General features: G+C 65.2%; 24 protein-coding genes. 21 read left to right on the forward strand and 3 right to left on the reverse strand.

Features of this window, described 5'->3' with window-relative positions; all coding sequences use genetic code 11:
* Positions 1–515 precede the first annotated feature (515 nt).
* A complete protein-coding gene (locus ACF8LI_RS19100) occupies positions 516–1,067 on the reverse strand; it encodes a hypothetical protein (RefSeq protein WP_392413872.1) in 552 nt (183 codons plus the stop codon).
* A gap of 184 nt (positions 1,068–1,251) precedes the next feature.
* Entirely contained in the window at positions 1,252–1,947 is a 696-nt protein-coding gene (locus ACF8LI_RS19105; protein WP_392413874.1) for a S24 family peptidase, read from the reverse strand.
* An 83-nt stretch (positions 1,948–2,030) separates the two neighbouring features.
* Here ACF8LI_RS19105 and ACF8LI_RS19110 point away from each other — a divergent pair, with 83 nt between their 5' ends.
* Positions 2,031–2,279 (forward strand): transcriptional regulator, encoded by a 249-nt coding sequence (locus tag ACF8LI_RS19110; protein ID WP_392413876.1) that lies wholly within the window; start codon positions 2,031–2,033, stop codon positions 2,277–2,279.
* A 21-nt stretch (positions 2,280–2,300) separates the two neighbouring features.
* On the opposite strand, the gene ACF8LI_RS19115 is transcribed toward ACF8LI_RS19110, so the two are convergent.
* Positions 2,301–2,549: a hypothetical protein gene (locus tag ACF8LI_RS19115; protein WP_392413877.1), complete on the reverse strand. Its 249-nt coding sequence runs from the start codon at positions 2,547–2,549 to the stop codon at positions 2,301–2,303.
* 27 nt (positions 2,550–2,576) lie between these two features.
* On the opposite strand from ACF8LI_RS19115, the gene ACF8LI_RS19120 reads away from it, so the two are divergent.
* From ACF8LI_RS19120 to ACF8LI_RS19215, 20 genes are all read left to right on the forward strand, one after another.
* On the forward strand, positions 2,577–3,107 hold the full coding sequence (locus tag ACF8LI_RS19120; protein WP_051940622.1) for a phage regulatory CII family protein: 531 nt from the start codon (positions 2,577–2,579) through the stop codon (positions 3,105–3,107).
* The gene (locus ACF8LI_RS19125) at positions 3,097–3,957 is read left to right on the forward strand and encodes a hypothetical protein (protein WP_392413879.1); all 861 of its coding nucleotides are present in this window, start codon (positions 3,097–3,099) and stop codon (positions 3,955–3,957) included. Before ACF8LI_RS19120 ends, ACF8LI_RS19125 begins: the two co-directional genes overlap by 11 nt.
* 29 nt (positions 3,958–3,986) lie before the next feature.
* Complete coding sequence (locus ACF8LI_RS19130) at positions 3,987–4,328, forward strand: hypothetical protein (protein WP_034395242.1); 342 nt, start codon at positions 3,987–3,989, stop codon at positions 4,326–4,328.
* A gap of 24 nt (positions 4,329–4,352) precedes the next feature.
* Positions 4,353–5,423: a YdaU family protein gene (locus ACF8LI_RS19135; RefSeq protein WP_392413881.1), complete on the forward strand. Its 1,071-nt coding sequence runs from the start codon at positions 4,353–4,355 to the stop codon at positions 5,421–5,423.
* A 223-nt stretch (positions 5,424–5,646) separates the two neighbouring features.
* Positions 5,647–6,111, forward strand: coding sequence for a hypothetical protein (locus ACF8LI_RS19140; protein ID WP_307838092.1), 465 nt, complete (start codon positions 5,647–5,649; stop codon positions 6,109–6,111).
* Positions 6,108–8,204: a phage terminase large subunit family protein gene (locus ACF8LI_RS19145; protein ID WP_392413882.1), complete on the forward strand. Its 2,097-nt coding sequence runs from the start codon at positions 6,108–6,110 to the stop codon at positions 8,202–8,204. Before ACF8LI_RS19140 ends, ACF8LI_RS19145 begins: the two co-directional genes overlap by 4 nt.
* Before the next feature lie 5 nt (positions 8,205–8,209).
* Positions 8,210–8,590 (forward strand): Mor transcription activator family protein, encoded by a 381-nt coding sequence (locus ACF8LI_RS19150; protein WP_374617424.1) that lies wholly within the window; start codon positions 8,210–8,212, stop codon positions 8,588–8,590.
* A gap of 27 nt (positions 8,591–8,617) precedes the next feature.
* Positions 8,618–8,848, forward strand: a complete 231-nt coding sequence (locus ACF8LI_RS19155; RefSeq protein ID WP_392413885.1) for a phage head-tail joining protein — start codon at positions 8,618–8,620, stop codon at positions 8,846–8,848.
* A 2-nt stretch (positions 8,849–8,850) separates the two neighbouring features.
* A complete protein-coding gene (locus ACF8LI_RS19160; RefSeq protein ID WP_392413887.1) occupies positions 8,851–10,353 on the forward strand; it encodes a phage portal protein in 1,503 nt (500 codons plus the stop codon).
* A 53-nt stretch (positions 10,354–10,406) separates the two neighbouring features.
* The gene (locus tag ACF8LI_RS19165) at positions 10,407–12,488 is read left to right on the forward strand and encodes a prohead protease/major capsid protein fusion protein (RefSeq protein ID WP_392413889.1); all 2,082 of its coding nucleotides are present in this window, start codon (positions 10,407–10,409) and stop codon (positions 12,486–12,488) included.
* Positions 12,489–12,529: 41 nt separating this feature from the next.
* Positions 12,530–12,889, forward strand: coding sequence for a DUF2190 family protein (locus ACF8LI_RS19170; RefSeq protein WP_392413891.1), 360 nt, complete (start codon positions 12,530–12,532; stop codon positions 12,887–12,889).
* 17 nt (positions 12,890–12,906) lie between these two features.
* On the forward strand, positions 12,907–13,215 hold the full coding sequence (locus ACF8LI_RS19175) for a hypothetical protein (RefSeq protein ID WP_392413893.1): 309 nt from the start codon (positions 12,907–12,909) through the stop codon (positions 13,213–13,215).
* Positions 13,216–13,228: 13 nt separating this feature from the next.
* Complete coding sequence (locus ACF8LI_RS19180; protein WP_392413894.1) at positions 13,229–13,687, forward strand: hypothetical protein; 459 nt, start codon at positions 13,229–13,231, stop codon at positions 13,685–13,687.
* A gap of 12 nt (positions 13,688–13,699) precedes the next feature.
* Positions 13,700–14,368 (forward strand): hypothetical protein, encoded by a 669-nt coding sequence (locus ACF8LI_RS19185; RefSeq protein ID WP_392413896.1) that lies wholly within the window; start codon positions 13,700–13,702, stop codon positions 14,366–14,368.
* A 68-nt stretch (positions 14,369–14,436) separates the two neighbouring features.
* Entirely contained in the window at positions 14,437–14,874 is a 438-nt protein-coding gene (locus ACF8LI_RS19190) for a hypothetical protein (RefSeq protein WP_230355141.1), read from the forward strand.
* An 8-nt stretch (positions 14,875–14,882) separates the two neighbouring features.
* Positions 14,883–15,338, forward strand: a complete 456-nt coding sequence (locus ACF8LI_RS19195; protein WP_392413898.1) for a hypothetical protein — start codon at positions 14,883–14,885, stop codon at positions 15,336–15,338.
* A 15-nt stretch (positions 15,339–15,353) separates the two neighbouring features.
* Entirely contained in the window at positions 15,354–20,330 is a 4,977-nt protein-coding gene (locus ACF8LI_RS19200) for a tape measure protein (RefSeq protein WP_392413900.1), read from the forward strand.
* On the forward strand, positions 20,327–21,277 hold the full coding sequence (locus tag ACF8LI_RS19205) for a hypothetical protein (protein ID WP_392413902.1): 951 nt from the start codon (positions 20,327–20,329) through the stop codon (positions 21,275–21,277). Before ACF8LI_RS19200 ends, ACF8LI_RS19205 begins: the two co-directional genes overlap by 4 nt.
* Complete coding sequence (locus ACF8LI_RS19210) at positions 21,274–22,497, forward strand: hypothetical protein (RefSeq protein ID WP_392413904.1); 1,224 nt, start codon at positions 21,274–21,276, stop codon at positions 22,495–22,497. The genes ACF8LI_RS19205 and ACF8LI_RS19210 overlap by 4 nt, the downstream gene beginning before the upstream one ends.
* Entirely contained in the window at positions 22,494–23,201 is a 708-nt protein-coding gene (locus tag ACF8LI_RS19215; protein WP_392413906.1) for a hypothetical protein, read from the forward strand. The genes ACF8LI_RS19210 and ACF8LI_RS19215 overlap by 4 nt, the downstream gene beginning before the upstream one ends.
* Positions 23,202–23,203: the final 2 nt, after the last annotated feature.

Consider the following 23,203-nt stretch of genomic DNA (forward strand, 5'->3'; position numbering starts at 1 on the left):
ATCTCCAGTGGTGGGCGAGGCGAAGAAAAGGGCCGGTGCCGCGTGGCGGCTGCGTGGGCGAGATGGCTGGTGGTTGCGAAGTGAGAAGCCCAGGCCCGGCGAAAAAAGAAGGCCGCATATGCCATCCAAAAGCGAAGTACCCAGAAGGCGGATGGCGCGGCTCAAACCGAAGCGCCTTGCAACCCAAGACGCTTGGGTTTGCCCTGCGTTGCGCAGGGCGGGCGCGCTGCTGGCGGTCAGCCCGACAGCCGGCAGTGCTTCAGCCATTACCCGCCATGGCTGCGGTGTGTGGGCGCCTCGATAGACGAGGTCATCCCCTGGCGGTCGTAGTCACGCGCTCAGTGAAATCGGCCACGCTGGGCCGCAAGGGGGTTTTCAGGTCTTCGCGCCGCAGCTCCAGTGATTGGAGTGGGCGCCTGCCGGCCTGGGCGAAAGCAGGGCTCCGAAGGCAGCCCCATGCTTCACAGCGTGGGGTGCTGGTCTTGTTTATTTCGCAGGGCGAGAGTGGTGACGTGTCAGCTGCCGAAAACCCGTTCGCCGTTGATGGTCAGCGAAGTGACCTTCCGAGTCATGAAGTTCACGGAGCAGGAAACACTGGCAGGAACTTCCATGCCGAAGCCGTTGCGCAAGCGGACTTCGTTTTTGCCGATGGCCCAGGTGAAGAGGTGCGTTTCACCGTAGGTGGTGGCGCCGGCTGAGGGCACCTTGGCATTGCTCGGGTCTTTGGCGAACGTGCGTATGGCCTCCCGGCAAAGGGCCAGGGCCTTCGTCTCTTTCATGGGGCCGTTGGCATCGCTGCCAGCTGACACGCACGAATAGGCCACGAAGGCCGCTGCAACTGCTCCGGCCAGTCCAAGTAGGCCCTTGCCTTTTGCTGAGCTGGATCTCTCCATGTCGGGCCAGATGTTGGCATAGGCCCCCTCGTTATTGCGCTCGGGCGGGCTGCTGCTGCTGCTGCTGCTGCTGCTGCTGCTGCTTGGCGGGGTCACTGGAGCACCGCAGCCTGGGCAGGCGGCGGCCTTGTCGCTGATTTCCTTGCTGCATTCCGCGCACTTGATCAAAGCCATCTGTCCCCCTCTTCTGGTTCCGTAGGGGGATGGTAGCAAGCGCGCAGCTGTCACCACTCTCTTGTTAAGGGTCGGGGCTTGCCCGGTCGATGCCATGGTGCCCGCCGAGTAATCCTCGGTAGGCGGATCTTAGCCCCAGGCTAATAATCAGGTCAATAGCCTGTGGCTAAATAAATTTCCATGGCTATCGGAAGTAGCGGCGGTGTTCCACCATGGTGCCAATGATGGTGATTGAGGTTTCGTCGGAGCGCATGATTGGGTAGTCATCATTGAGCGGTACCAGCTCAAAGATCTCGTTGCCCAGCAGATCAACGGATCGTAGGCGGTACTTTTTGAACGTTGCGCCTTCGCCACCGTTGCGGGCGGCCACGTAAGAGCCAGGCTTGGGGCTGACGGCAGGGTCGATGACAACACAGTCGCCTTCCTTGAAGTCAGGCTCCATGGAGTTGCCCTTGAGGGTTAGTGCAAACGTTTCCTTGGAGTGTTTTCGGTCGGAAAAAAGCCATTCCTCAGCGTCACCGGGCGGAAAGGCATTGCACGTCTCGCGCCATCGGCCGGCCTGTATGTATGAGATCAGTGGAATGCGCTGTACTTCGGGCTCGGCTGGGGACGTGTTTGGCTTTTCGTCTCGGCTAACTTCTTCGGATGTGAGGGGCTGATCCATCCAGCCCTGTGGTTTCTTGGTGAGGATTTCCAGCTCTCGTGCTGTGGCGTTGCTCATCACGCGCGGTTTGCCGGTCTTGGAGTTGATCGAGGCGTTGAGCCATTGGCTGATCTGTGCCGGAGCTTTGCCAATGATTTCGGAGAGGTTCGCTTGGCTTCCTGCTTCTTTGATGAGGATGCTGAGCTTTTGCCGGCGGGTGGCTTCAACTGGTTGCATAGGGCTAGTATTTAGCGGATGGCTAACATCGGCAATGTGCAGGGGGCTAGCGGAAATGATTAGCTTCAGGCTAAAATTTGCCTATGAAGCTATCGGACTATCTCCATTCGCAGGGCCGCGGCAGCAAGGCGCGGCTGGCTCGGGCAATCGGTGCCCACGCTTCCGACCTTTCTGACTGGCTTGGTGGGGCTCGTTCGGTGCCTCTGCATCGCTGTACGGCGATTGAAGTTGCGACAGAGGGTGCTGTTAGCCGCCGGGATCTGCGCCCTGACGATTGGCAAAGCCATTGGCCAGAGCTTGCAAATGCGAGCGAGGTGGCAATTCATGGCTAACCGGCGTGTCATGACCCATATTCATGTCACCACCCGGGAAGTCATGGAGCGCAGCTGTGCAATCACCTCCGGCGCTGCGCTCCCAGTTTCCTGCATCCGCTGGCAGCACAGTTCGCTCCAGCGGGCCAGCGCGCCCGCGCTGAAACCCGCTCGTCCTTCGCCCTCCAGGACTTCGATCATCTGGCCCAGGAACAGCTCCAGGGCCTGCGCCCATTGGGGGCTGCCGATGTTGTCTGCTGTGGGCGTTGCGGGTGTTGTGCTGTGGGTCATGTCGATGGCTCGCAAGGGGTTGTGCTGATGAGTGCAACTTTCTCAGTTGGCATCGCCCCTGGCTATGTCGAATCCGACCCCCAAGCCGACATTGCCGCCGGCATGGATGTGCTGGACGCGGCCTACCTGACGGCGCAGACCAGCCAGGGCGGTGTCAAGGCACTGGCCGTGCGAATGGGCATCAACGCCGGCACGCTGCAGCACAAGCTCAACACCAACAACGAAACGCACCACCTGACCCTGCGCGAGGCTGTGCAGCTGCAAGTGGTCACGGGCAATGCGGCGGTGCTTCATGCCATGGCCAGCCAGCTGGGGTACGAGTGCCGGCGCGCCTTGCCAGACCAGGCAGAGGGTGACCCGGTGGAGGCCTTCATGCATTTCCAGTCCGCCGTGGCCGAGGTCACGCGCGCTGCAGCTGATGCGCACCGCCAGCCCTCGCGCAATGCGGTGCGGCGGCTTGACCGCCAGGTGCAGGAACTCACCGTCATGGCGCAGTACCTGGCCCGCTCGGCACAGCAGCGCCTGGCCGACACCCCTGGAGGTGGCAATGCGTATTGATATCAAGCCTGAGGGCGGTGATCGGTACAAGCGTGCCCTGGCCGGCCTGGATGGCGGGCAGATTGCTCTGGCCACGGCCGAGGCCATCAATATGGGTGCGGGCCGCGTCAAGAATTCAATGCGCTCTGAAATGCAGAGCGTTTTCGACCGGCCCACGGGCTATGTGCTGCAGTCCGTGCAGGTGGTTAAGAAGGCCACGGCTGGCGATCTCAATGCCCTGGTGGCGCCTACCTACATGGGTGGCAAGGGTGTGGACCCGCAGCAGATCCTCGCCGCTCAGGAGGAAGGGGGCCGGCGCCGTGACAAGCGAAGTGAGGTGGCTCTGCGGCGCGCCGGGATTCTTCCCAACGGATATCAGACTGCAATTCCAGCCGACAGGTACGGCGGGCCGTATCCGGGTACTGATGATGGGCGCGGCAATCTCAAAGGCTCGGTGCTGGTCCAACTTATCGCGTATTTCCAAGCGTTTGGCGAGCAGGGTTACAGGGCAAATATGTCCCAGGGCCGCAAGAACGCTCTGCACCAGCGCGGTGGCAAGGGCGTTCGGTTCATGGGGCCTGTGAAAGGCATCCGGTTCATCGTCGCATATGGCCCCCTGCGCGGCGGCGCCCGGACCACGGCGCGCGGCGAGTACGACCAACGCGTATCCAACTTGGGCCCAGGCATCTGGGCCATTTCGGGTACGGGCGGCGCTGACGTGCGCGCGGTGCTGATGTTCGTGCGCAGCGGCAACTACAAGCCCCGCATCAGCCTGGACGGGGTGCGCAAGCGCTCGGGCATTGATGAGCTGATTCCCCGCTGGGTCCGTGGCCGCGTCTACGACGCATTCAAGAAAGCCAGTCAGGGCTGACGGCCCGGCTGATATCAGGAGAGATAGACATGCAACACACCACCCATCAGGTGACCTCGCATGACACCAAGGCGGATTCGTTCTCCGCCATTGGCAATGCCACGCGGGTGCGCCTCAACGAGAGGCTGTACAGCAGCCTGGCCGAGGCCCACCGCCGGGGGCAGCCTGCCCTGAGCCGGCGCGAGCTGCGGGACTTCCACAACGAATGCACGGGCGAATGGCTGGAGATCTCCAGCGTGGCCAGCACGGTCAATGCGCTGGTGGCGGCCAAGCGCGTGGAAGAGGTGGCGGCGCGGGCCTGCTCCCTGCCGCCGCATCGCCTGGTCAAGCCTGTGCGCTGCCGCCTGCAGCAGGCGACGTTGACGGACTGAATTGATATCGAAGGTTGAGCAGGCATGAATCACTATCCCCACCACATCGGCGACTTCAACACCGCGACACGGCACTTGTCACGGCTGGAGCGTGCCATCTACCGTGACATGCGTGACATGTACTGTGACACCGAGGCAGCGTTGGACGGCTCCAGCTTCGATCTGCTGGCGCGTCGCCTGCTGTGCCGGTCGCCGGAAGAGATCGATGCCCTGCAGTTCGTGCTGGCCGAGTTCTTCACGCTGCTGCCCGATGGCCGATATCAGAACGACGAATGCGAGCAGATCGTGGCCCAGTTCCGCCAGCAGCAGGAGGGGCGCAACGAGGTCAAGAGCAATGAGCATCTGCGGCAGAAGCGCAGCAGGGCTAGGCGCAGTGCTATCTTTTCTGCTCTTCGTTCACTGGGCATCGTGCCCAACTTGAAGATGCAGATGGCCGAGTTGATGGCGCTATGCCGTCAGCATGGAATCGTAGTGACAGACACCAGTGTCACGCTCAATGGCATGGATTTGTTGGCTGCCGATACGGCTGGTGTCACGCCGCGTCACGCTGATGTCACGGTCAGTGACACGGCTTGTCACGGAGATGGCACGGGTAACCAGAACCAGAACCAAAACCAATACATACCCCCCAACCCCCCTGCAGGGGGGGCGAACGGTGGATTGGCTATCGCCACTGCGCTTGCAGGCAGCTTCCCGGAGCATCGGCGCACCCGGTTGGTGGACGTGGCCGACGCCGTGGCCGATGCCATCGCCCGTGGCGACGTGACGGCCGAGGAGCTGCTGGCTGCCGCTGAGCAGCAGCGTGGACTGCTGGCGGCGAAGGATGGCAAGGCCTGCCCCAGCCTGCTGCGCTGGGTGCGTGAGCAGCGTTGGAAGGACGTGGTAATGCTGGCATCTGCGGCTGGCGAGGGGCAGCAGCCCGACAACTGGGCAGACACGCGCAGCGGCGTCGAAGGCATGGCGGCCAGCCTGGGCATGCCGGGCTACGACGACTGGTGCGATGCGCGAGCGGGGCAGGGCCTGCGGAGAGCGTTCGCGGATTACGAGGCGGCAGTGCATGCGCTGCTGGCCGAGCGTCAGGGGGTGTCGGCATGACGGTGCGCACCCTCATCGGCGCGGCGGCGCCCCTCTCGATGTGCTCAAAAAATAGGCAGGATCGCGGGTCCTTTTTGGCCCCCTTGGAAGCGGGTAATTCGAGCCGCGTGTGCGGACTGTTGCGCAACCTTCCTAAGGGGGTTAAGTGAAGGTCCTGCCTTACTTTGATGCTCCTATTTCGCAAGCAGAATTTGCGGCTTTGGTCGGTGTCAGCGAGGCCCGCGTGAGCCAGCTGGTGAGCGAAGGCGTGATCGTCCGTGGCGATACGGGCCACGAATGGCTGCTGGGCTACTGCGAGCGCCTGCGCGACCAGGCGGCGGGCCGTGCCTCGGCCGGTTTGGGCGGGCTGGACCTAGTCCAGGAACGTGCGGCGCTGGCGCGCTCGCAGCGCGAGGCCCAGGACCTGAAAAACGCCGTCGCCCGTGGCGAATTCGCGCCCATCGGCGCCCTGGCGGACGTGCTGGGCCTGGCCAGCTCGGCCGTGGTGGACCGTATGGACCAGATCGAGGGCCAGCTGCGCAAGGCCTGCCCGGATCTACCCGAAGATGCCCGCGTCACGGTGCTGCGCGTGCTCGCCGATGCGCGAAACGAGTGGATTCGCGTCACATCCAAGCTGATCGGCGAGCGCGTGGCGGCCATGGCCGAGGCGCCCGACGAGGATGAGCTGGACGAGGAGGCTGCATTTTGAGCGCGCCCCTGTCGAGAGAGGCGATTTCCGCCATCCAGGCCGCCGCGCAGCTGGGCCTGTCCAGCCTGCGGGCCGACGCGCCGCAAACACTGTCCGAATGGGCAGCCGACCACTTCCTGCTGGCCGGCGAATCCAGCCACCAGAAGGGCGGTTGGGTGGCCTGGCCGTTCCAGGTGGGCATTCTGGACTTCATGAGCGACGACCGGATCGAGGAACTGGCCGTCAAGAAGTCCAAGCGCGTCGGCTACTCGAAGATGATCACCGCCTTCGTCTGCTACAACATCGCGCACCGCCGCCGAAAGCAGGCGCTGTGGCAGCCCACGGACGACGACCGTGACAGCTTCGTCAAGACCGAGATCGAGCCCCTGCTGGACAGCAAGGACGGCGTGCCCTCGGTGATCGCGGCACGCAAGCTGGGCAGCCGGGTCGAAGAGACCATCAAGTACAAGCCTTTCCGCGACAGCGTGCTGCACCTGCTGGGCGGCAAGGCTGCGCGGGCCTACCGCCGGATCACGGTGGCCGTGGCCATCCTGGACGAATGGACGGCATTCGACCAGACCATCGGGGGCAGCAAGGACAAGTCCGCGGGCTCGCCCGGCACCCTGGCCAAGGGTCGGCTGGAAGGCGCTCCATACCCCAAGTTCATCGGCGGGAGCACGCCCGGCATCAAGGGCCTGTGCCACGTCAGCCGCGCTTGCGAGGATTCCGAGGACGAGGTCGATTACCTGATCGAGTGCCCGCGCTGCGAGGCCGAGCACCCGCTGACCTGGGGCGGCAAGGAAGCCATGCACGGCTTCAAATGGGTGGCCGGCAAGCCCCAGACCGTGCGCCACATGTGCCCCCACTGCCGCGAGTCCATCAGCCAGGCCGAGTACCTGCCCGGTGGCTGGCCGCTGACGGGCGCCTGGGTGTGCCGGCGTTCTGGCCGTCGCTTCGGCGCCGACCGCATCTGGCGCGCTGCCGATGGCACGCCATGCAGGCCCCCGCGCACGCTGGGCGTGCACATCTGGGCTGCCTACAGCCCGCAGCGCACCTGGGCGTCCATCGTGGACGAGTTCGAGAAGGCCCACCGCGCCCTGCAGGAGGGCGATGCTGGCCCCATGACCTCGTTCACCAACGAGACGCTGGGGCAGGCCTGGGAACTGAAGGGGGAGGGCACCGACGACCATGTGCTGCAGGCCCGCGCCGAGCCCTACGCCCTGGGCACGGTGCCCGTGGGTGGCCTGGTGCTGGCGGCTGGCGTGGACGTGCAGCGCACCTGGTGGCAGATCAACGTCTGGGCATGGGGCCGTGGTATGGAAAGCTGGATCGTGGACCGCCACATCATCGAGGGCAATCCTTCCAGCGAAGGCGACTGGGCGCCCGTGACCGCTTACCTGCAGCGCCGCTACCGCCAGGCCTGGCACGGTGGCAGCCTGGGCCTGAGCGCTATCAGCATTGACTCGTCCGACCAGACGCAGGCCGTCTATAACTATGTCCGCACGCACCAGCACATGCTGCCCAACCTGCGCGCCATCAAGGGCGACAACAACGACAACCGGCCCATCGTGGGGCCGGCCAGCATGCAAGACCTGGACTGGCGCGGCCAGAAGATCAAGCAGGGCATCAAGCTCTGGCTGGTGGGCGTGGACAACGCCAAGGATCTGCTGCTGGGCCAGTTGGCCATCACCGACGCAGGCCCGGGGTGCGTGCACTTCAGTGAGGACCTGCCGCGCGAGTTCTTCGAGCAGCTGACCGCAGAGCAGCGCATCCTGGCCAAGGTCCAGGGCCGCGAGGCCTACCGCTGGGTCAAGCGCCGCCAGCGCAATGAGGACCTGGACTGCCGCAACTACGCCATCCACGCGGCCATGGCCCAGGGCCTGCACAAGTACACCGATGCGCGCTGGTCGCAGGTCGAGCAGATGGTGCAGCCAGCCCGCGACCTCTTCAGCCCGCCTGAACTGCCACCCGCTGGCGCACTTCCGGCCGCTGCGACTGCCACCGCTTCAGCACCGTCGCCTGCTCCTACCTCATCCCCTGCCCGTGCTCCGGACCCAGCGCCGCGCCGTGCAGCTCCCATTCGCCGAAACGGCGGTTTTTCCCGTTCCTGGTAGCCCTCATGACCTCCAAAACCAACACCACTCTGCCCCTCATGCAACCGGACGCGGCCAAGTCGCCCGCCACGCCAGAAGCGGATTTCGCACCAGATCTCGTGGACCGCATGTTCGACTATCTGGTCGAACTGTTGCCCGAGCTGCGTGGCAGCCCCGCCATTGTTGAGCGTGTCCAGCAGCAGCTGCGCAGCGAGTTCGCCGGCCAGGATGCCTACATTCCCGCCCGGTCTTCCGTGGGCAAGGCAGAGGAACGCCGGCAGGTGCTGCGGCTGTGGAACGGGCGCAATGCCAAGGCTGTGGCGCGCACGCTGGGCATCAGTCGGGCCACGGTGTACCGGTACCTAGAATCGAGTCGGCTGAAACCGTCTCAGGTTTCCGGGAAATGAGACAGTTGCCAAGGTAGCGTGCGGCATATGAGCACGCTCCAAGACCTTCAGATGCGCCTCGCGCGCCTCAATGCCGCCATCCACAGTGGTGAGCGCACCATCACGACCGAGGATGGCGCCTCGGTCACCTATCGCAGCCTGGACGAGATGATGGGCGCGCGCCGGGATCTGCAGACGCAGATCTCAGCCGTGGCCGGTACCGGCCAGCCGCGCGCCCTGGTGGCACGGTTTCGCTTCGCCGGCCTGCGGGACCGTTGATCATGCAGCGCCGTACCGTAGCCCGCAGGGCCACCCCCACGCTGGTTGACCGTGTTGTCGGCTATTTCTCGCCCGCGCAGGGCGTGCGCCGCCAGGTCGCCCGGGAAATGCTGGTGCGCGCCTACGAGGGTGCCAGCCGCGCCGATGGCTGGCGCGTCAAGCGCTCCGGGGCCAGCCCCACGGCAGACCACGCCGCCGATGCGCGCGAGCTGCGCATGCGTGCGCGCTCACTCGCGCAGAACGTGCCGAACATCGTGCGCGCCGTCAATGCCGTGCTCGCCATGCGCGTGGGCCAGGGCATCGTGCCGGTGTGGGCCGACGATGGCCTGGCCAAACGCTGGCGCGAATGGGTGCCCCATGCCGACTATGACGGTCTGCTGGACTTCTACGGCCTGCAGTACAAGGCCGAGCGCACGCGCGACGTGGACGGCGCCGTGCTCATCCGCAAGCACATCCAGCGCATGGGCTCCACGGTGCCGCTCAAGCTGCAGCTGCTGGAGATCGATTTCTTGGACGTGGAGCGCAACGGCGTTCTTGCCGGCGGGCGCGAGATCATCCGGGGCATTGAGTACGACAAGCGCGGGCAGCGCTTGGCCTACTACCTGTTCGACCGCCACCCGGGCGATGCCGGCATGTGGACTGTGGGGCGCAGCGGCACCAGCCAGCGCGTGCCGGCCGAAGAAATCATTCACTTCTTTGATCCCGAGCGCGCCGGCCAGCAGGACGGCATCACGCGCCTGGCGCCCATCATTGCCAAGGTGCGCGACCTGCATACATACGGTGACTCTGAGCTGCAGCGCAAGCAGCTCGAATCGCGCATGGGGGTGCTGGCCGAGATGGAAGGGGCCGGAGGCATGCCGCCGCCGCTGCCCGAGGAGGCCGGGGGGCAAAAGCCCGGCCTGATGGATCTGGGCGACCTCGCTGGCGGCGGCATCGTGGGCCTGCCGCCGGGCATGACCAATCCCACCTTCATCGAGCCGAAGGCCGTCCCGGGCTTTGGCGACTACATGAAGGGAGGGTGGAAGGAGGTGGCCGCAGGCTACCGCTGCCCCTACGAGCTGATGACCGGCGATCTGACCGAGGTCAATTTCTCAACCTCACGCATGTCCATGAACCAGTTCCGGGCCGAGGTCGAATCCGAGCAGTGGCGCGTCACCGTGCCGCGCCTGTGCGCGCCCATTGCGCGGTGGTTCGTGGCGGCGGTGGATCTGGTGGCCACGGTGCCGGCCAATGTGCAGGCGCCGGACTGGAGCACGCCCCGCTGGGCCAGCCCGAACCCCGTGCAGGACGTGGCCAGCGACCTGAGCGCCGTCAAGGGCGGCATGCAGAGCATCAGCGAAGTGATCCGGCGCCGTGGCTATGACCCAGAGGACGTTTTCACGGAGCTGGAGAGCGACTTAGTGCGTCTGCGTGAACGCGGCATCCTGCCGCTGCTGGCCGCGCTGTGGGGTGCGCAGAACCCCATCGATCTGGTGGCCCAGATGGAGGGGCAGGGGCAGAAGTGAAATCGTCTCAGTTTTCCGGGATTTGAGACAGTCAAACCGGAAAACTGAGCGCCATGCCACAAGCCAACGCCCAATCTTCCGCGCCCCAGGTCCACGATTTGCCGGTGCAGACGCGCGCCGCAAGCCTGGTCCCCGACACCTACAACGAGGCCGACAGCACGGTCGAGGTGGTCTGGACCACGGGCGCCATGGTGCGCCGCTACGACTGGTGGAACGATCGTCCCTACGACGAGGACCTGCAGATCACTCCCGAGGCCGTGGACATGGCCCGTTTTGACGCCGGCACTGTCCAGGTGCTGGACGGTCACCGCGCCTATGGCGGCGTGGCTGCCATCCTCGGCATTGCCGAGCGCGGCTGGATCGAAGGTGGTGAAGGCCGGGCCGTGATCCGGCTGAGCCAGCGTCCCGAGCTGGCCGGCATCGTGGCCGACATCCGCGCCGGGATCATCCGCGCCATCAGCTTTGGCTACAGCGTCCAGCGCTACGAAATCACCCGCGCCCAGGACCGCACGGACGGCATCAACGTCGATCTCTACCGCGCCGTCGCCTGGACCCCGCAGGAAATCTCTTTCGTCACTGTGCCTGCCGACCCCAACGCCGGCACGCGCAGCGCACCCACTTCCCAGGCCCCGTCCGGTGCAGCGCCCCAGGGCGGCATGCCGTGCGAGTTCTTCCAACGGGCAGCCGCCCAACCTACCACCCAGGAGCACCAACGTATGCCCCAAGCAAACCAAGCCGGTGAAGGCGGCCAGACCGCCAACACCAATCCCGGCACAGCGCCCGCCAACGTGTCGCAGGTTCCGCAGAATCGCCAGACCGAGGGCGCGCCGCAGCCCGCGCCTGCTGGTGCCTTCGACGGCCAGCGCGCCGCCGACATCGTTGCGCTGTGCCAGCGCCACAACCTGGCCGATTTGCAGACCGAACTGCTGCGCAACCAGTCCACCATGGACCAGGCTCGCGCCGCCGTGCTGACGGCGCTGGACCAGCGCAGCCAGGCCAACGCCAGCGGACCCACAACCACCATCCGCACCGTGGGCGACGAGCACGAAACCCGCATGCGCGGGATCGAAAACGCGCTCATGCACCGCCTGGACCCTGGCGCGCAGCTGGACGACAACGGCCGCCAGTACCGCTCGCTGTCGCTGGTGGAGATGGCGCGCGAGGTGGCCGAAGGCCTGGGCCAGAAGACACGCGGCATGAGTCGCGCCGAGATCGTCAACGTGGCGCTGCGCGTGCGCTCCGGCATGCTGGGCACGGGCGACTTCCCTGCGCTGCTCGGTGGCGTGGGCCAGCGCGTACTGCGTGCTGCCTATGACGAGGCGCCCAGCACCTACCAGCTGTGGGCGCGTCGTGCCTCCAACCTGCCCGACTTCCGCATCCGCCAGGCCATCGGCGTGGGTGGTGATGTCGAACTCAAGAAGCTCAACGAGCACGGCGAGTACACCTACGGCAGCCTTTCCGAGGATGTCACGGGCTACCGCGCCTTCACGTTCGGCCGCTCGCTGGCCATCACCCGCCAGATGATCGTCAATGACGATTTGGACTCGCTGACGCGCACAGGGACCAAGTTTGCCGCCGCAGCGCGGAGCCTCGAAAACCGTCTGGTCTATGCACAGATCCTGGGGAACCCGGTCATGTCGGATGGGGAACCACTGTTCGGTGCCGAGCACAAGAATCTGCTGACCGGCGCAGGCTCCAAGTTCTCGCTGGAAGCACTTTCCAGCCTGCGCACGCTGATGCGCAAGCAAAAGGGCCGGGACGAGGAGGCGCTGAACATCGCTCCAGCCTACCTGCTCGTCCCCTCCGACCTGGAAACCCTGGCCTACCAGTTCACCAGCCCCAACTACCAGCCCACCAAGTCCGGCGACATCAACGAGTTCCGCACGGGCGGCCGCACGGCGCTGGAGCCCATCGTGGAGCCGCTGCTGGATGACGTGTCCACCACTGCGTTCTACCTGGCGGCCCGCGCCGGCCAGATCGACACCGTCGAGTACGCCTACGTGGACGGCTACGAGGGCCTGCGCACCGAGACCTTCTCCAGCGAAGACGTGGACGGCGTGAAGCTGCGCGCCAGCCTGGACTTTGCTGCCAAAAGCCTGGACTGGCACGGCCTGGCCAAGAGCAACGGCGCCTGAGCGCGCCGCCATCCACACACACGCTTTCAGGAGTGCAACCCATGAAAAACTACCAACAGCGCGGCCACGTCATCGAGGTCCTGGCAGCTGCCGCCGCAGTGGCTGCAGGCCAGCCCGTGGCCATCGGCGCTATTCTCGCCGTGGCCAATGGCCCGGCCCAGGTTGGCGAGCCCTACAACGCCGAGCGCGTGGGCGTCTTTGTCCTGCCCAAGGCGGCAGGCACCGCGTGGACGCAGGGCCAGCCCCTGCGCTGGGATGTCGAAACCGGCGCATTCGCAGTTGGCGGCGCGGCCACGGCCGGCGACGTGACGGGGGCGGCGTTCGCCTTCGAGGCGGCCGACAGCGCGTCCACGCAGGGCGCCGTCTGCCTGCCCGGCGTCATCGGCACGGTCGCGGGCTGAGCGGAGCGGGCACTGGCATGACATCCCTCCTCATCCCAGGTGCCGAGCGGGCAGGGCGCGTGCGCTCGGCCCAGCAGCGGCACCACGCCAATGCGGTGGCTGTCTGGCAGGGCGGTGAGCCCTTCGGCGTCATCCTGCGGCGCGGCCCGCGCGAGGCCTTGGGGATGGTGGGTGCCTACGTCCTGGCCTGCCGGCTGCCCGCTGTCATGGTGCCTGGCATCGCCCAGGACGAGTCCATCGAGATTGACCAGATCACCTACCGGATCGCCGAGCCGCCCCAGCCCGACGAGTCCGGCTGGCTGCTGCTGCAGCTGGAGGTGGCCTGACATGGCGCAGCACATGCAACAGCAGATCCTGACCGCCTGGCGGGTGGATCTTGTGCTCGCGGCCACCCTGGCTGGAGACAGCGTCCGCGTCGAAGGTCGCAACGCATACCCGGTAAGTGCCCTGCCAGCCATTGATATCAGCGCGGCAGACGAAGGCATCGAACCCCTCTCGGGCGGGCGCGGTGGCCTGGCCACGCTGCACCGGGAATTTCTGGTCGATGTCACCAGCATCGCCACGGGAGACCAGGCACGCGAGCAGGCCATGGAGCTGCATGCGCAGATCGAGGAGCGCATGGGGCCCGCTGCTGGCGGCGTGCTGGCCGGCCTGCTGATCGCGCCACCGCGCCTGCGCGGCATCCGTGGCCAGTGGGACGACGCCGCTACCCAGCCCATCTACATCGTGCGCGGCATGTGGCTGTGCCGATACCTCACCGCCGAGGGCGCTCCGCGCGGCCCGGCTTCCCATCCCTGAAAGGAAACGACCATGGCAGTCCAAAACGTTCGTACCTCGGCCGGCAGCAAGCTGCTGATCTGCGCCGCCCGGCCAGCATCCTACGATGCGGCCGGCTTCCAGGCCCTGGCCTTCAAAGAGATCGCTGAGATCACCGACTTGGCCGAACTGGGCCGGGAATACAACCAGGCCACGCATTCGCCCCTGGCAACCCGCCGCATCGTCAAGCGCAAAGGCAGCTTCAACGATGGCAGCCTGTCCGTGCCCATGGCCCGCGACATGAACGACGAAGGCCAGGTGCTGCTCAAGGCTGCATCTGTGTCCGACGACAGCTACAGCTACTGCATCCGCCTGCAGGACGGTTCGAGCCACTATTTCACGGCGCAGTGCATGAGCTTCAAGCTCAACGTGGGCGGCGTCGATTCCATCACGGCGCATACGGCACAGCTGGAAATCGACAACGACATCATCGAAGTCCCCGCCATCTCGTTCACCCTGGCCTACACGGCCGGCGCCAATGGCTCCATTGTGGGCGTCGCAAGCCAGACCGTGCTGCAGGGCGCCACGGGCAAGCCTGTGTTCGCGCAGGCCGCCGCCGGCTTCGACTTCGAGAAGTGGAGTGACGACAGCACGGAAAACCCGCGCTCCGATGCCAACGTGCTCGCCAACGTAGCGGTGCAGGCCAGCTTCATCCCCGAGTAATTCGCCGCTGCCATGCCCGGCTGCGGCCGGGTGGCATGCCCCTCTGTCTTTCTTTCATTGCCACCACCATGCTCAAGCTTTCCCAACTTCGCGTTGCCGACACCGCTGCCCTGCATCTGAAGGACGCCGCCGGCGAACCCCTGTACTTCAAGGACCCCACCAAAGGCGCTGGGGCTGTGGAGCAGCCCGTGCTGATCCATGTGTACGGCCCCGGTTCAGAGCCCTACCGCAAGGCCCAGCTGGGCGCTCAGCGCCGTGTCATGGCGCTGGTCAAGAAGAACCGCCGCGCGCTGGAAGAGCGCACCCCCGAAGAGCGCACTGCCGACACGGCAGCGCTGCTGGCCGACATCACGCACTCGGTCGAAGGCCTGGACCTGGAAGGCCGTCCCGTGCGCGAGGGGATGCAGGCACTGTACGCGGACCCTGCTGCCGGCTGGGTGGCTGACCAGGTCAACGCCTTTGCGGCGGACTGGGCAAATTTTTCCAAGAGTGCGCCGAAGGACTGAGCCTCTACGTGCGCACATGGGCGTGGCTCAACGCCCCGCTCAAGCTCAAGAACGGAAAAAAGACCCAGCAGCAAGATGATGAACCCAGGATCACACGCATCGAGGAATTCGAGGCAGAAGGCCGTGAGCCTGACTTGCCCGACCCTGGCCCGGCCGGCTATCTCCTCGAAGTGTTCTTCGACCTGGGTCCCTTCATCAAATCGGCCATGGGCAGCATGCCCATTGGCTATGAACAGTTGGTGGCTTGGCAGTCCATCCACGGCGTGCGGCTCAGCCCGTGGGAGGGCAAAACGCTGTGTGCACTTTCCCGCATTTGCATGGACGCCGTTGACGCAGCAAAGGACCCTGGCGCCCCACGGCCAGGCAGTGTTGATGAGTCACCTGAGCAGGCCGAGCAGCGGCGCGAGCGCGTGTCCAGCGGCCTGGGCGACATGCTGCGCTCGTTCCGACGCGCGCCGAAGTGATCTGCAGGGGGCTGCATGATCGGCTCCAGCAACATCGACTACCTGCGGTTCCTGATTACGGGCGACAGCTCACAGCTGCAGGCCGAGGTCGAGAAGTCCAAGCGCACCGTCACGGGTATGGTCGATGGCATGGCCGGCTCGCTGGGGCGCCTGGGCACGTTGCTCGGTGGCGTGTTTGCCGGCGTGTCCGTTACGGCGTTCGTCGGCAAGCTAGTGTCGGTGCAGCGCGAATTCGACGTGCTCAACAGCTCGCTGGTCACGGTCACGGGCAGCGCCCAGGCCGCTGGCCGGGAGATGGCCTGGATCAAGACCTTTGCCAAGGACACGCCCTATGGGCTGGCCCAGGCCACCGAGGCTTTCGTGAAGATGAAGGCCTTGGGCCTCGATCCCACCCAGGCCAAGCTCACCAGTTTTGGCAATACGGCGGCCGGCATGGGCAAGAGCCTCATGCAGATGATCGAGGCTGTGGCCGATGCATCCACGGGCGAATTCGAGCGCCTGAAGGAATTCGGCATCAAGGCGTCCAAGCAGGGCGACATGGTGGCGTTCACCTTCCAGGGTGTCACGACCCGTGTGAAGAACTCGGCCAAGGACATCACCGACTACCTGGAGAACATCGGCAACACCGCCTTCGGCGGCGCCATGGAGCAGCGTGCCAAGACCCTGGATGGCGCCATTGCTGCCCTGGGTGACTCCTGGGACGAACTGTTCCGCACGATCAACGAGAGCACGGGGTTCTCCGAGAAGGCCGCCGGCGGCGTGCGCCTGGTCACGGACGCCATCGATGGGCTGGGCAAGATGGTCGAGAACCACCAGGGTGTGGTGATGACCTTCCTGGGTGCTGCTGGCGGCGCGGCCGCAGCGGCGGGCCTGGTGGCCGTGGGCGGGGCCATCGGCGTGGTCAAGGGGGCCATCGTCACGCTGGCCGCCGTGCTGGCTGCGAATCCCGTGACGCTTGCGTTGCTGGGTGTTGGCGTGGTGGCTGGTGCCGGCGTGGCGGCGGTCAACATGTACGCCAAGACGGCTGCGGGCATCGAGGACGCGATTGCCACCTTGCGCGTCGAGAACGAGCGTTCCGAGGCGGCCATGGCGCGCGCCGTGGCGGGTGGCCGCACGGCTGGCGCGGACAACATCGCCAAGACCATCGAGGCTCGCAAGGACCAGATTGCCAAGCTGCGGGCCGAGCTGGACATGCTCAACGCCAGCAGCAAGGGTGCGGGCGGTGGGCGCGGCTCCATCAATCCGCCCACCGCTGCAGAGACCGCCGCGAAAAAGGCCCAGGAGGATGCGGACGCCGAGCAGACTCTGCTGGAGATCCGCCAGAAGCTCTACGGCGTCAACAAGGACTATCTGCCGCAGCTGCAAAAACTCAACGAGCTGCGCCAGGCCGGCCGCATCACCGAGGCGACCTATGTGGACCTTGTCAGCAGGCTGGCCAAGGAAAACTATAAGGAAGACGAATCGGCCAAGGCCCGTGCCAGCTCGGCCAAGCAGCTGCACACGGCCTATGGCAACCTGGTCGATTCCATCGAGGAAAAGATTGCGGCCCAGCGCCTGGAGATCTCCGGCGGGGAGAAGCTGGGCGAAGCCGACAAGCTGCGCATCAAGTATTCGCAGGATCTGCTGGGCTCGCTCAAGGGGCTCAATGCTGGAGAGCGCGCCAACATCGAAGCCAAGCTCAAGACCCTCAAGACGCTGGAGAAGGAAAACGAGGCCAGGCAGAAGGCCCTGAAGCTGGCCGAGGAGGAGCGCAAGTACCGCCAGGAGTGGATGACCACCCAGGGCAAGACGGTCGAGGAACTGACGGCCAGCAACCAGGCGCTGCGCGACGAGATCGAGCTGATCGGCCTGAGCGCCGAGCAGCAGCGCGTGGTCATCGAGCAGCGGCAGATGGCCATCATCCTGAGCAAGGAGCAGCAGCTGGCCGAGATGGAGCGCTCGGCCGCGCTCACCGGCACCATGACCATGGAGCACGCGCTGCTCCAGCAGGAAATCGAGCTGCTGCGCGAGCGTCTGGGCCTGACCTCGGTGAAGGCCTCGCGCGAAGCCTCTGCAGAGGCTGCAAAGGCCAGCACCTCGGAGTGGCAGAAGGGCGTGGACCAGATTGGCCAGAGCCTGGCCGACCAACTGATGCAGGGCGGTCTCTCGTTCGGTCAGTACCTCAAGAATCTGGCGCGCACGCTCATTTTCAAACCGCTGATTCAGGCCACAGTCCAGATTGCTGGCGGTGCCCTGGGCAGTTTGTTTGGCGCACCTGCTGCGGCTGGCCAGAGTGGCGGCGCTGGCATGGGCATGCTGAACAACCTCGGCACGCTGGGTGCAGGTGCACAGGCAATGTGGGGCTTTATGCCTGGTGCGTCGGCTGCCAGCCTTGCTGGTGCCAATGCCGTGGGCCTGGCTGGCGGCGATGCCCTTGGCGCCCTGATCGCGGGCAATGGCAGCTGGGCCGGTGTCGGCAGCAGCTTTGGCTCGCTGATGTCTGGCATTGGCGCTGCGATGCCCTGGATTGCGGGTGCCATCGCCATTTTCTCGCTGCTCAAGGGAGGATTGTTTGGTTCGCGCGGTGCTAACCACGTTGGCGCGGCCTACAGCACAACGGGTGCGGGCAATGACAAGGCCGCCGAGATGCTGTTCGATCGTGCGGGCGGTGACTGGTACGACGATCTGACCAAGCGCCATAACGCGGATCTTGAGAAGCAACTGGGCACTACCGTCGATGCGCTGTCCGATGTCTACAAACGTCTTTCGCGCTATGCCGGTGACAGCGCCAAGCAGATCGATATCGTCGCGGGCTTTGCGTCGAATCCCAAGTACGGCGACGAGGATTCCTACGGCTATTTCAAGCTGATCGACAAGGTGACCGGCGAGGTCCTGAGCAGCTACACCAAGCGCGATGGCGCGCTTGGCACGGACCCCACCAAGGCCTATGCCCAGTTCATTGCCGACATGGGCGGATCGCTGATCGAGCAGCTGAAAAAGGCTGATATCCCAAGCTGGATGCGCAATGTCTTCGATGACATGGGCGAGGAGATCACGCTGGAGAGCTTCAACGCTGCCCTGCAGACCGTGGAGCTGACCGGCGCCGCCATCGAGGGCTGGACCCGCAACATCACCAACTTCGGCAAGCTGGGCGACGAAGCCATTGCCAAGCTCATCAAAAGCGCGGGCGGCATCCAGGACCTGATCACAGGTATGGATGCGTTCTACACCAGCTTCTATAGCGAGCGGGAGCGCATCGAGAACGCGGCCAAGGCGGTGGACAAGGCGCTGGCCGACCTCAAGATCGACATCGACCCCCGCATGGGTCAGGACGCAAAGGCCAAGTTCCGCAAGCTCATCGAGGACGCCATGGCGGCCGGCGACGTGGAGCTGCTGGCCAAGCTCATCCCGCTGGCCCAGGAATTCGGGGCCGTGGCCGATGCTGCCGGCCAGGTGCTGGACACGCTCAAGAGCGACCGCCGGCAGCTGGAAGCCGAGTACCTGCGCGCCACGGGCCAGACCGACAAGTACCGCGAGGCTCTGCGCAAGCTGGCCACCGAGGGCATGAGCGAAGCCGAGCGCGCCGCCTGGGACTACAACCAGGCGCTGCGCGAAGAGATCGCCCGCGTGGACCAGCGCACCGACCTGGAGCGCAAGCTGCTGGAGATGCAGGGCAACACTGCGGAATTGCGCCGCCGGGAGCTGGCTGCGCTGGACCCCAGCAACCGTGCCCTGCAGGAACGCATCTGGGCCATCGAGGACGAACGCGCCGCCCAGGTGGCGGCCAAGGAGGCGCAGTCGGCGGCATACGACCTGTTCAGCCGCGCCGTGAACCGTGACCGCGAACTGCTGCAGGAGCGCGTTAGCAGCGTGCAGGAATCCATCTCAGCCATCACGGCGGCGGTGGGGCAGTTGAAGGGTGCGGCCACCGATCTCTATGGCACCGTGGACAGCACCACGCAGTGGATGGCTGCGCGCGGCATGGTCTACATAGAGGAGGCTTTGCAGGGGGTGCGTGCGGGCCGGAAGGTCTCCGACTTCGCCGACCTGGGCTCGGCCATCCAGGCCACGCGCTCAGGCCTGACTGGCGGTGTCTACGCCACCGACTTCGAGCGCCGCCGTGACGCCCTGGTATGGGCGGGCAAGTTTGCGGAGCTGGGCGATCTGGGGGAATCGCAGCTGAGCATCGAGGAACGGTCCCTCAAGGCCCTGCAGTCGCAGATTGAAGGCCTGGATGCCCTGGCCAAGCGCGCCGACGAACTGGTCAACGGCACCACGATGCTCACCGGCACGGTGCAAGGCTATTTCGAGAAGCTGCTGGCCACCTTGGGCAAGGATGCCGGCTCGACCAAGCCCGGCACCAAGCCGGGCGCAGGAGCCAACGATGGTGGCGCCGTCTGGGGCCCGGGTGGCGGCGGGCAGCCGGACACCGTGGATTCCAAGTATTTGCGGCCTCGCAGCGATGGTTCTGGCGGCACCTGGTATGAGCCCGTGGTTGAGCCGGGCACGGTCAACAAGCTGGATGGTCTGTTCGACAAATACCACGCCTATGACGGCACAGGCGACCTGGCCGGGCTCATGCGCGCCATGCAAAGCGCTGGCGCAACGCTGTCCGACATGGAAGCGCTGTCGGGGCTGTATGCCCGGGACTGGGCCGAAGTCGAGCGCATCACCGGCATCAAGCTCCCCGCATTCGCCAGCGGCGGCATGCACGCGGGCGGCCTGCGTGTGGTGGGCGAGCGCGGCTGGGAAGTCGAGGCCACCGGGCCGGCCCGCTACTGGAACCAGAAGCAGCTCGGCCAAGCCATGCGCGGAAGCGAGGGCAGCTCCGAAAGCGCAGCGCTGATTGCCGCGCTGCTGGCCGAGGTCAGCGCCCTGCGCGGCGAGGTGGCGGGCCTGCGTGCTCCTGCAGAGGCCACTGCGCGCAACACGGCGCCATTGCCTGAGCTGGGTGAGCAGTTCGACCGTGTCACCAACGGCGGCAATGCCATGCGTGGGAAGGCAATCGCATGAACATCCTTGTTCCCAAGACCATCACGCCAGAAATGTTCATGGCCGGAACCACCATTCCCGAGGTCGATGCGATCGTTGGAGAAGTGGCCTGGGCCAGCGGCTCGGATGCTGCCGTGGGCCTGCGTCGCGTGTGGAAGGGCTACACCTACGAATGCGTCAAGGCCGTGGCCGGTGCGCCTGCCAACACCTACGAGCCTGGCACGCCCAATGCCGCCACATTCTGGGAGCGTGACGAAGGCGCGCCCACCAACCGCATGGCGCCGTTCGACAAATACCTGTTCACCAAAGCGCGCCGGGCCACATCGCTGACCTATGTGCTGCGGCCTGGTTTCGTCAACGGCCTGGCCCTGTACGGCCTGGAGGCCGACAAGCTGACTATCACCGTCCGGGCTGATGGAGTGGACTTGGTGCCGCCCGTCAATGCGCAGCTGTGGGAGCAGGCGTTCGGTGAATGGGAATACCTCTTCGGCGACCTGCAACGCGGCACATATTTCGTCCTCAAGGATCTGCCCATTCACCCGGGCATGGAAATCACCATCACCGTGGCGCGAAACAACGCCGGGGTGGAGGCGGCCGTGGGCTTTATCAGCGTGGGCAATTGGAAGCAGCTTTTGCTGCCTGGCCGCGAGCGCATGGGCGGCGCGCAGTACGGCGTCGAAGCCAGCACGCGCGACTACTCCTATGTCGATGACCGCAAGGACGGCACCTACACCGAGGTGCAGGGGAGGCTGGCCACCAACATCAATCTGAGCTGCGTCATCGACGCGGTGCAGGCGCCTGCAGCCAAGACGCTGCTGGACCAGATCCTGGGCAAGGCCGTGGCCATCGAGGTCAGCGACCTGCCGCGCTACGGGCACCTGGCCACCGTGGGCAAGGTCACCGGCACCGTGCGCTCAACCGATTGGACTTCGGCCCAGGTGGACCTGCAAATCAAAGGCAACGTATGACCGACATCGTCAACATCCCAGACCTGCTGCCCATCTCGCAGTATCCCGCGCTCGGCAGCGCGAATTTCAATCAGGAGGCTTACAACTACGCCACCAGCGTGCCGCCCGCCGTATCGCGCATGCGAGAGGTGGCCGTGGCCTGCCGAACCTGCGCCATCGCTGCGCGGGAGCAGGCCGACGCGGCGATGGGCTATCGCAATCAGGCGGCAAATTCCGCTGCAGCGGCCGAGGCGGCGAAAGCGATTGCGCAGGCTGCAGCCTCGTCGGCAGAGACGGCCAAGAATCAGGCGCAGAGCGCTGCGGCATCTGCGGCCTCCAGCGCGCAGGCTGTTGACCAGTACATGCTCGGTCCAAAAACAGTCCCGCCCACCACGGACAACCAGGGCGGGGCCATCAAGTTAGGCGCGATGTATATCAACGTCGGCACCGATCCCAATCTCAACAATCGTTGGTTCTGGTGGGGTGGCAATGTTCTGAGGTGGGTGCCTGGCGTTGGGGATTTGCCTGCCACGTTCATGCCGCGCGGGGGCGGTATCTTTACAGGGCATATCGAAGTACCGCAGGGTGCAAGTGGCGGCCAAGCGCCACAGGCTCGGGAAGTAGTGCCCCGTGCGGTTCTGTACTACGACAAGTCGATCCCTATGTCCGCGGCCCCAGCGGGCACCGTCTGTTTCTTTGAGTCCACCGACGGCGGGGGCGTGGACTGGCCGTACAAAACCAACGTCACCATTCATGGCTGGCTGGTTGAGACCTGGGATCGTGGTGCTGTACGGTCTATGCAGGAGGCGACGTTCACCCTGTCTGGGTTTTTGGCAACAGGGGCCAAGTTTCGACGCTACAAACATGATTCCAGCTGGTCCGCCTGGAGCCGGGAAATCAGCGATCTCGACTTCCGAGAAAGGGTTGTGACGGCCAATACAGGAGTAGGTCCTGGAGCTGCAAAGCTGTACTTTGTCGATCCGAAAGTAGGGTCGATCCATCACGTCATAGTCGAATACAACACCCATTTTGCGCAGGCGCTCCGGGACTTCGGGGATCAGGCAACCCTGCGCATGCAGTTTTCTGGCGGGGCTTGGCCAGTCTCATTCGGGGCAGACATACGGTTTCCAGTCGGCGTAAGCATGCCCACATATACCGCTGGACAGATTGTCACTGTGACATTCGTCTGGACGCGCGCCGGGTACATCGACGCATTCATTGCAGGAGTGCACACAGCATGAGCGTTCGATGGCTTATGGCATGTGGTCCCAAGACCACGCGCATCAACATTGCTGCGCACGTACGCAGCCCCGACATCCGAGCCCTCGCCGTGGCAGCTGGTTGGGACGGCGCGGGGCAGATCGTGCTCACCATCAATTCAGGCATCGACGTGGCCGCGCTGCGCGTGGAAAACATCCCGCACGATGTGCTGCATATCGTTGTGAACTCTTCAGCTCGTATGGGTGGGCTGATCAATGGGGGAACTGCGCTGTACACGCGCACACGTATCCAGCTCACGAACGGCGGAATCATGTTCGGTGGCGGCGGGAGTGGCGGCGGCGGTGGCCAGGCCTGGGTCAAGTACCTGTTTGATGACGGCATCTACTGGGCCTTCGGCGGCAACGGGGGACGGGGCGCTGGGTTCAGTGAGAGTGGTGCCGTGACCATGCTTTCCCAGACCGGCGGTGACTCCGGGACGTACTGGAGATATGGCGGCGCTGTTTTGGGCGGTGAGACCGCGCCCTGGGCAGAGGGGGGCGCAGGTGGTGCTGGCGGCGCAATTGGGCAAGCCGGCATTGGGGGCAGCTACGCCACCTGGGGCGGCTCCTATCAAGACCACGGTGAGGGCCTGCCATCAAACGGACAGGCGGCCGGTTGCTACGTGGATGGCAACGCCTACGTCACATGGCTGGCGACGGGTACGCGCCTTGGCCGCGTCATCTAGGA

This window comes from Delftia sp. WSY_12, from assembly GCF_043104645.1.
GTDB classification, from domain to species: domain Bacteria; phylum Pseudomonadota; class Gammaproteobacteria; order Burkholderiales; family Burkholderiaceae_C; genus Comamonas; species Comamonas tsuruhatensis.

Excerpts from the sequence above, each read along its gene's own strand:
- ACF8LI_RS19180 (WP_392413894.1), top strand. The coding sequence starts at position 13,229 with ATGCAACAGCAGATCCTGACCGCCTGGCGGGTGGATCTTGTGCTCGCG.
- ACF8LI_RS19190 (WP_230355141.1), top strand. The coding sequence starts at position 14,437 with ATGCTCAAGCTTTCCCAACTTCGCGTTGCCGACACCGCTGCCCTGCAT.
- ACF8LI_RS19215 (WP_392413906.1), top strand. The coding sequence starts at position 22,494 with ATGAGCGTTCGATGGCTTATGGCATGTGGTCCCAAGACCACGCGCATC.
- ACF8LI_RS19135 (WP_392413881.1), top strand. The coding sequence starts at position 4,353 with ATGAATCACTATCCCCACCACATCGGCGACTTCAACACCGCGACACGG.
- ACF8LI_RS19170 (WP_392413891.1), top strand. The coding sequence starts at position 12,530 with ATGAAAAACTACCAACAGCGCGGCCACGTCATCGAGGTCCTGGCAGCT.
- ACF8LI_RS19125 (WP_392413879.1), top strand. The coding sequence starts at position 3,097 with ATGCGTATTGATATCAAGCCTGAGGGCGGTGATCGGTACAAGCGTGCC.
- ACF8LI_RS19185 (WP_392413896.1), top strand. The coding sequence starts at position 13,700 with ATGGCAGTCCAAAACGTTCGTACCTCGGCCGGCAGCAAGCTGCTGATC.
- ACF8LI_RS19120 (WP_051940622.1), top strand. The coding sequence starts at position 2,577 with ATGAGTGCAACTTTCTCAGTTGGCATCGCCCCTGGCTATGTCGAATCC.
- ACF8LI_RS19200 (WP_392413900.1), top strand. The coding sequence starts at position 15,354 with ATGATCGGCTCCAGCAACATCGACTACCTGCGGTTCCTGATTACGGGC.
- ACF8LI_RS19160 (WP_392413887.1), top strand. The coding sequence starts at position 8,851 with ATGCAGCGCCGTACCGTAGCCCGCAGGGCCACCCCCACGCTGGTTGAC.
- ACF8LI_RS19165 (WP_392413889.1), top strand. The coding sequence starts at position 10,407 with ATGCCACAAGCCAACGCCCAATCTTCCGCGCCCCAGGTCCACGATTTG.
- ACF8LI_RS19110 (WP_392413876.1), top strand. The coding sequence starts at position 2,031 with ATGAAGCTATCGGACTATCTCCATTCGCAGGGCCGCGGCAGCAAGGCG.
- ACF8LI_RS19105 (WP_392413874.1), bottom strand. The coding sequence starts at position 1,947 with ATGCAACCAGTTGAAGCCACCCGCCGGCAAAAGCTCAGCATCCTCATC.
- ACF8LI_RS19205 (WP_392413902.1), top strand. The coding sequence starts at position 20,327 with ATGAACATCCTTGTTCCCAAGACCATCACGCCAGAAATGTTCATGGCC.
- ACF8LI_RS19130 (WP_034395242.1), top strand. The coding sequence starts at position 3,987 with ATGCAACACACCACCCATCAGGTGACCTCGCATGACACCAAGGCGGAT.
- ACF8LI_RS19210 (WP_392413904.1), top strand. The coding sequence starts at position 21,274 with ATGACCGACATCGTCAACATCCCAGACCTGCTGCCCATCTCGCAGTAT.
- ACF8LI_RS19175 (WP_392413893.1), top strand. The coding sequence starts at position 12,907 with ATGACATCCCTCCTCATCCCAGGTGCCGAGCGGGCAGGGCGCGTGCGC.
- ACF8LI_RS19150 (WP_374617424.1), top strand. The coding sequence starts at position 8,210 with ATGACCTCCAAAACCAACACCACTCTGCCCCTCATGCAACCGGACGCG.
- ACF8LI_RS19100 (WP_392413872.1), bottom strand. The coding sequence starts at position 1,067 with ATGGCTTTGATCAAGTGCGCGGAATGCAGCAAGGAAATCAGCGACAAG.
- ACF8LI_RS19115 (WP_392413877.1), bottom strand. The coding sequence starts at position 2,549 with ATGACCCACAGCACAACACCCGCAACGCCCACAGCAGACAACATCGGC.
- ACF8LI_RS19155 (WP_392413885.1), top strand. The coding sequence starts at position 8,618 with ATGAGCACGCTCCAAGACCTTCAGATGCGCCTCGCGCGCCTCAATGCC.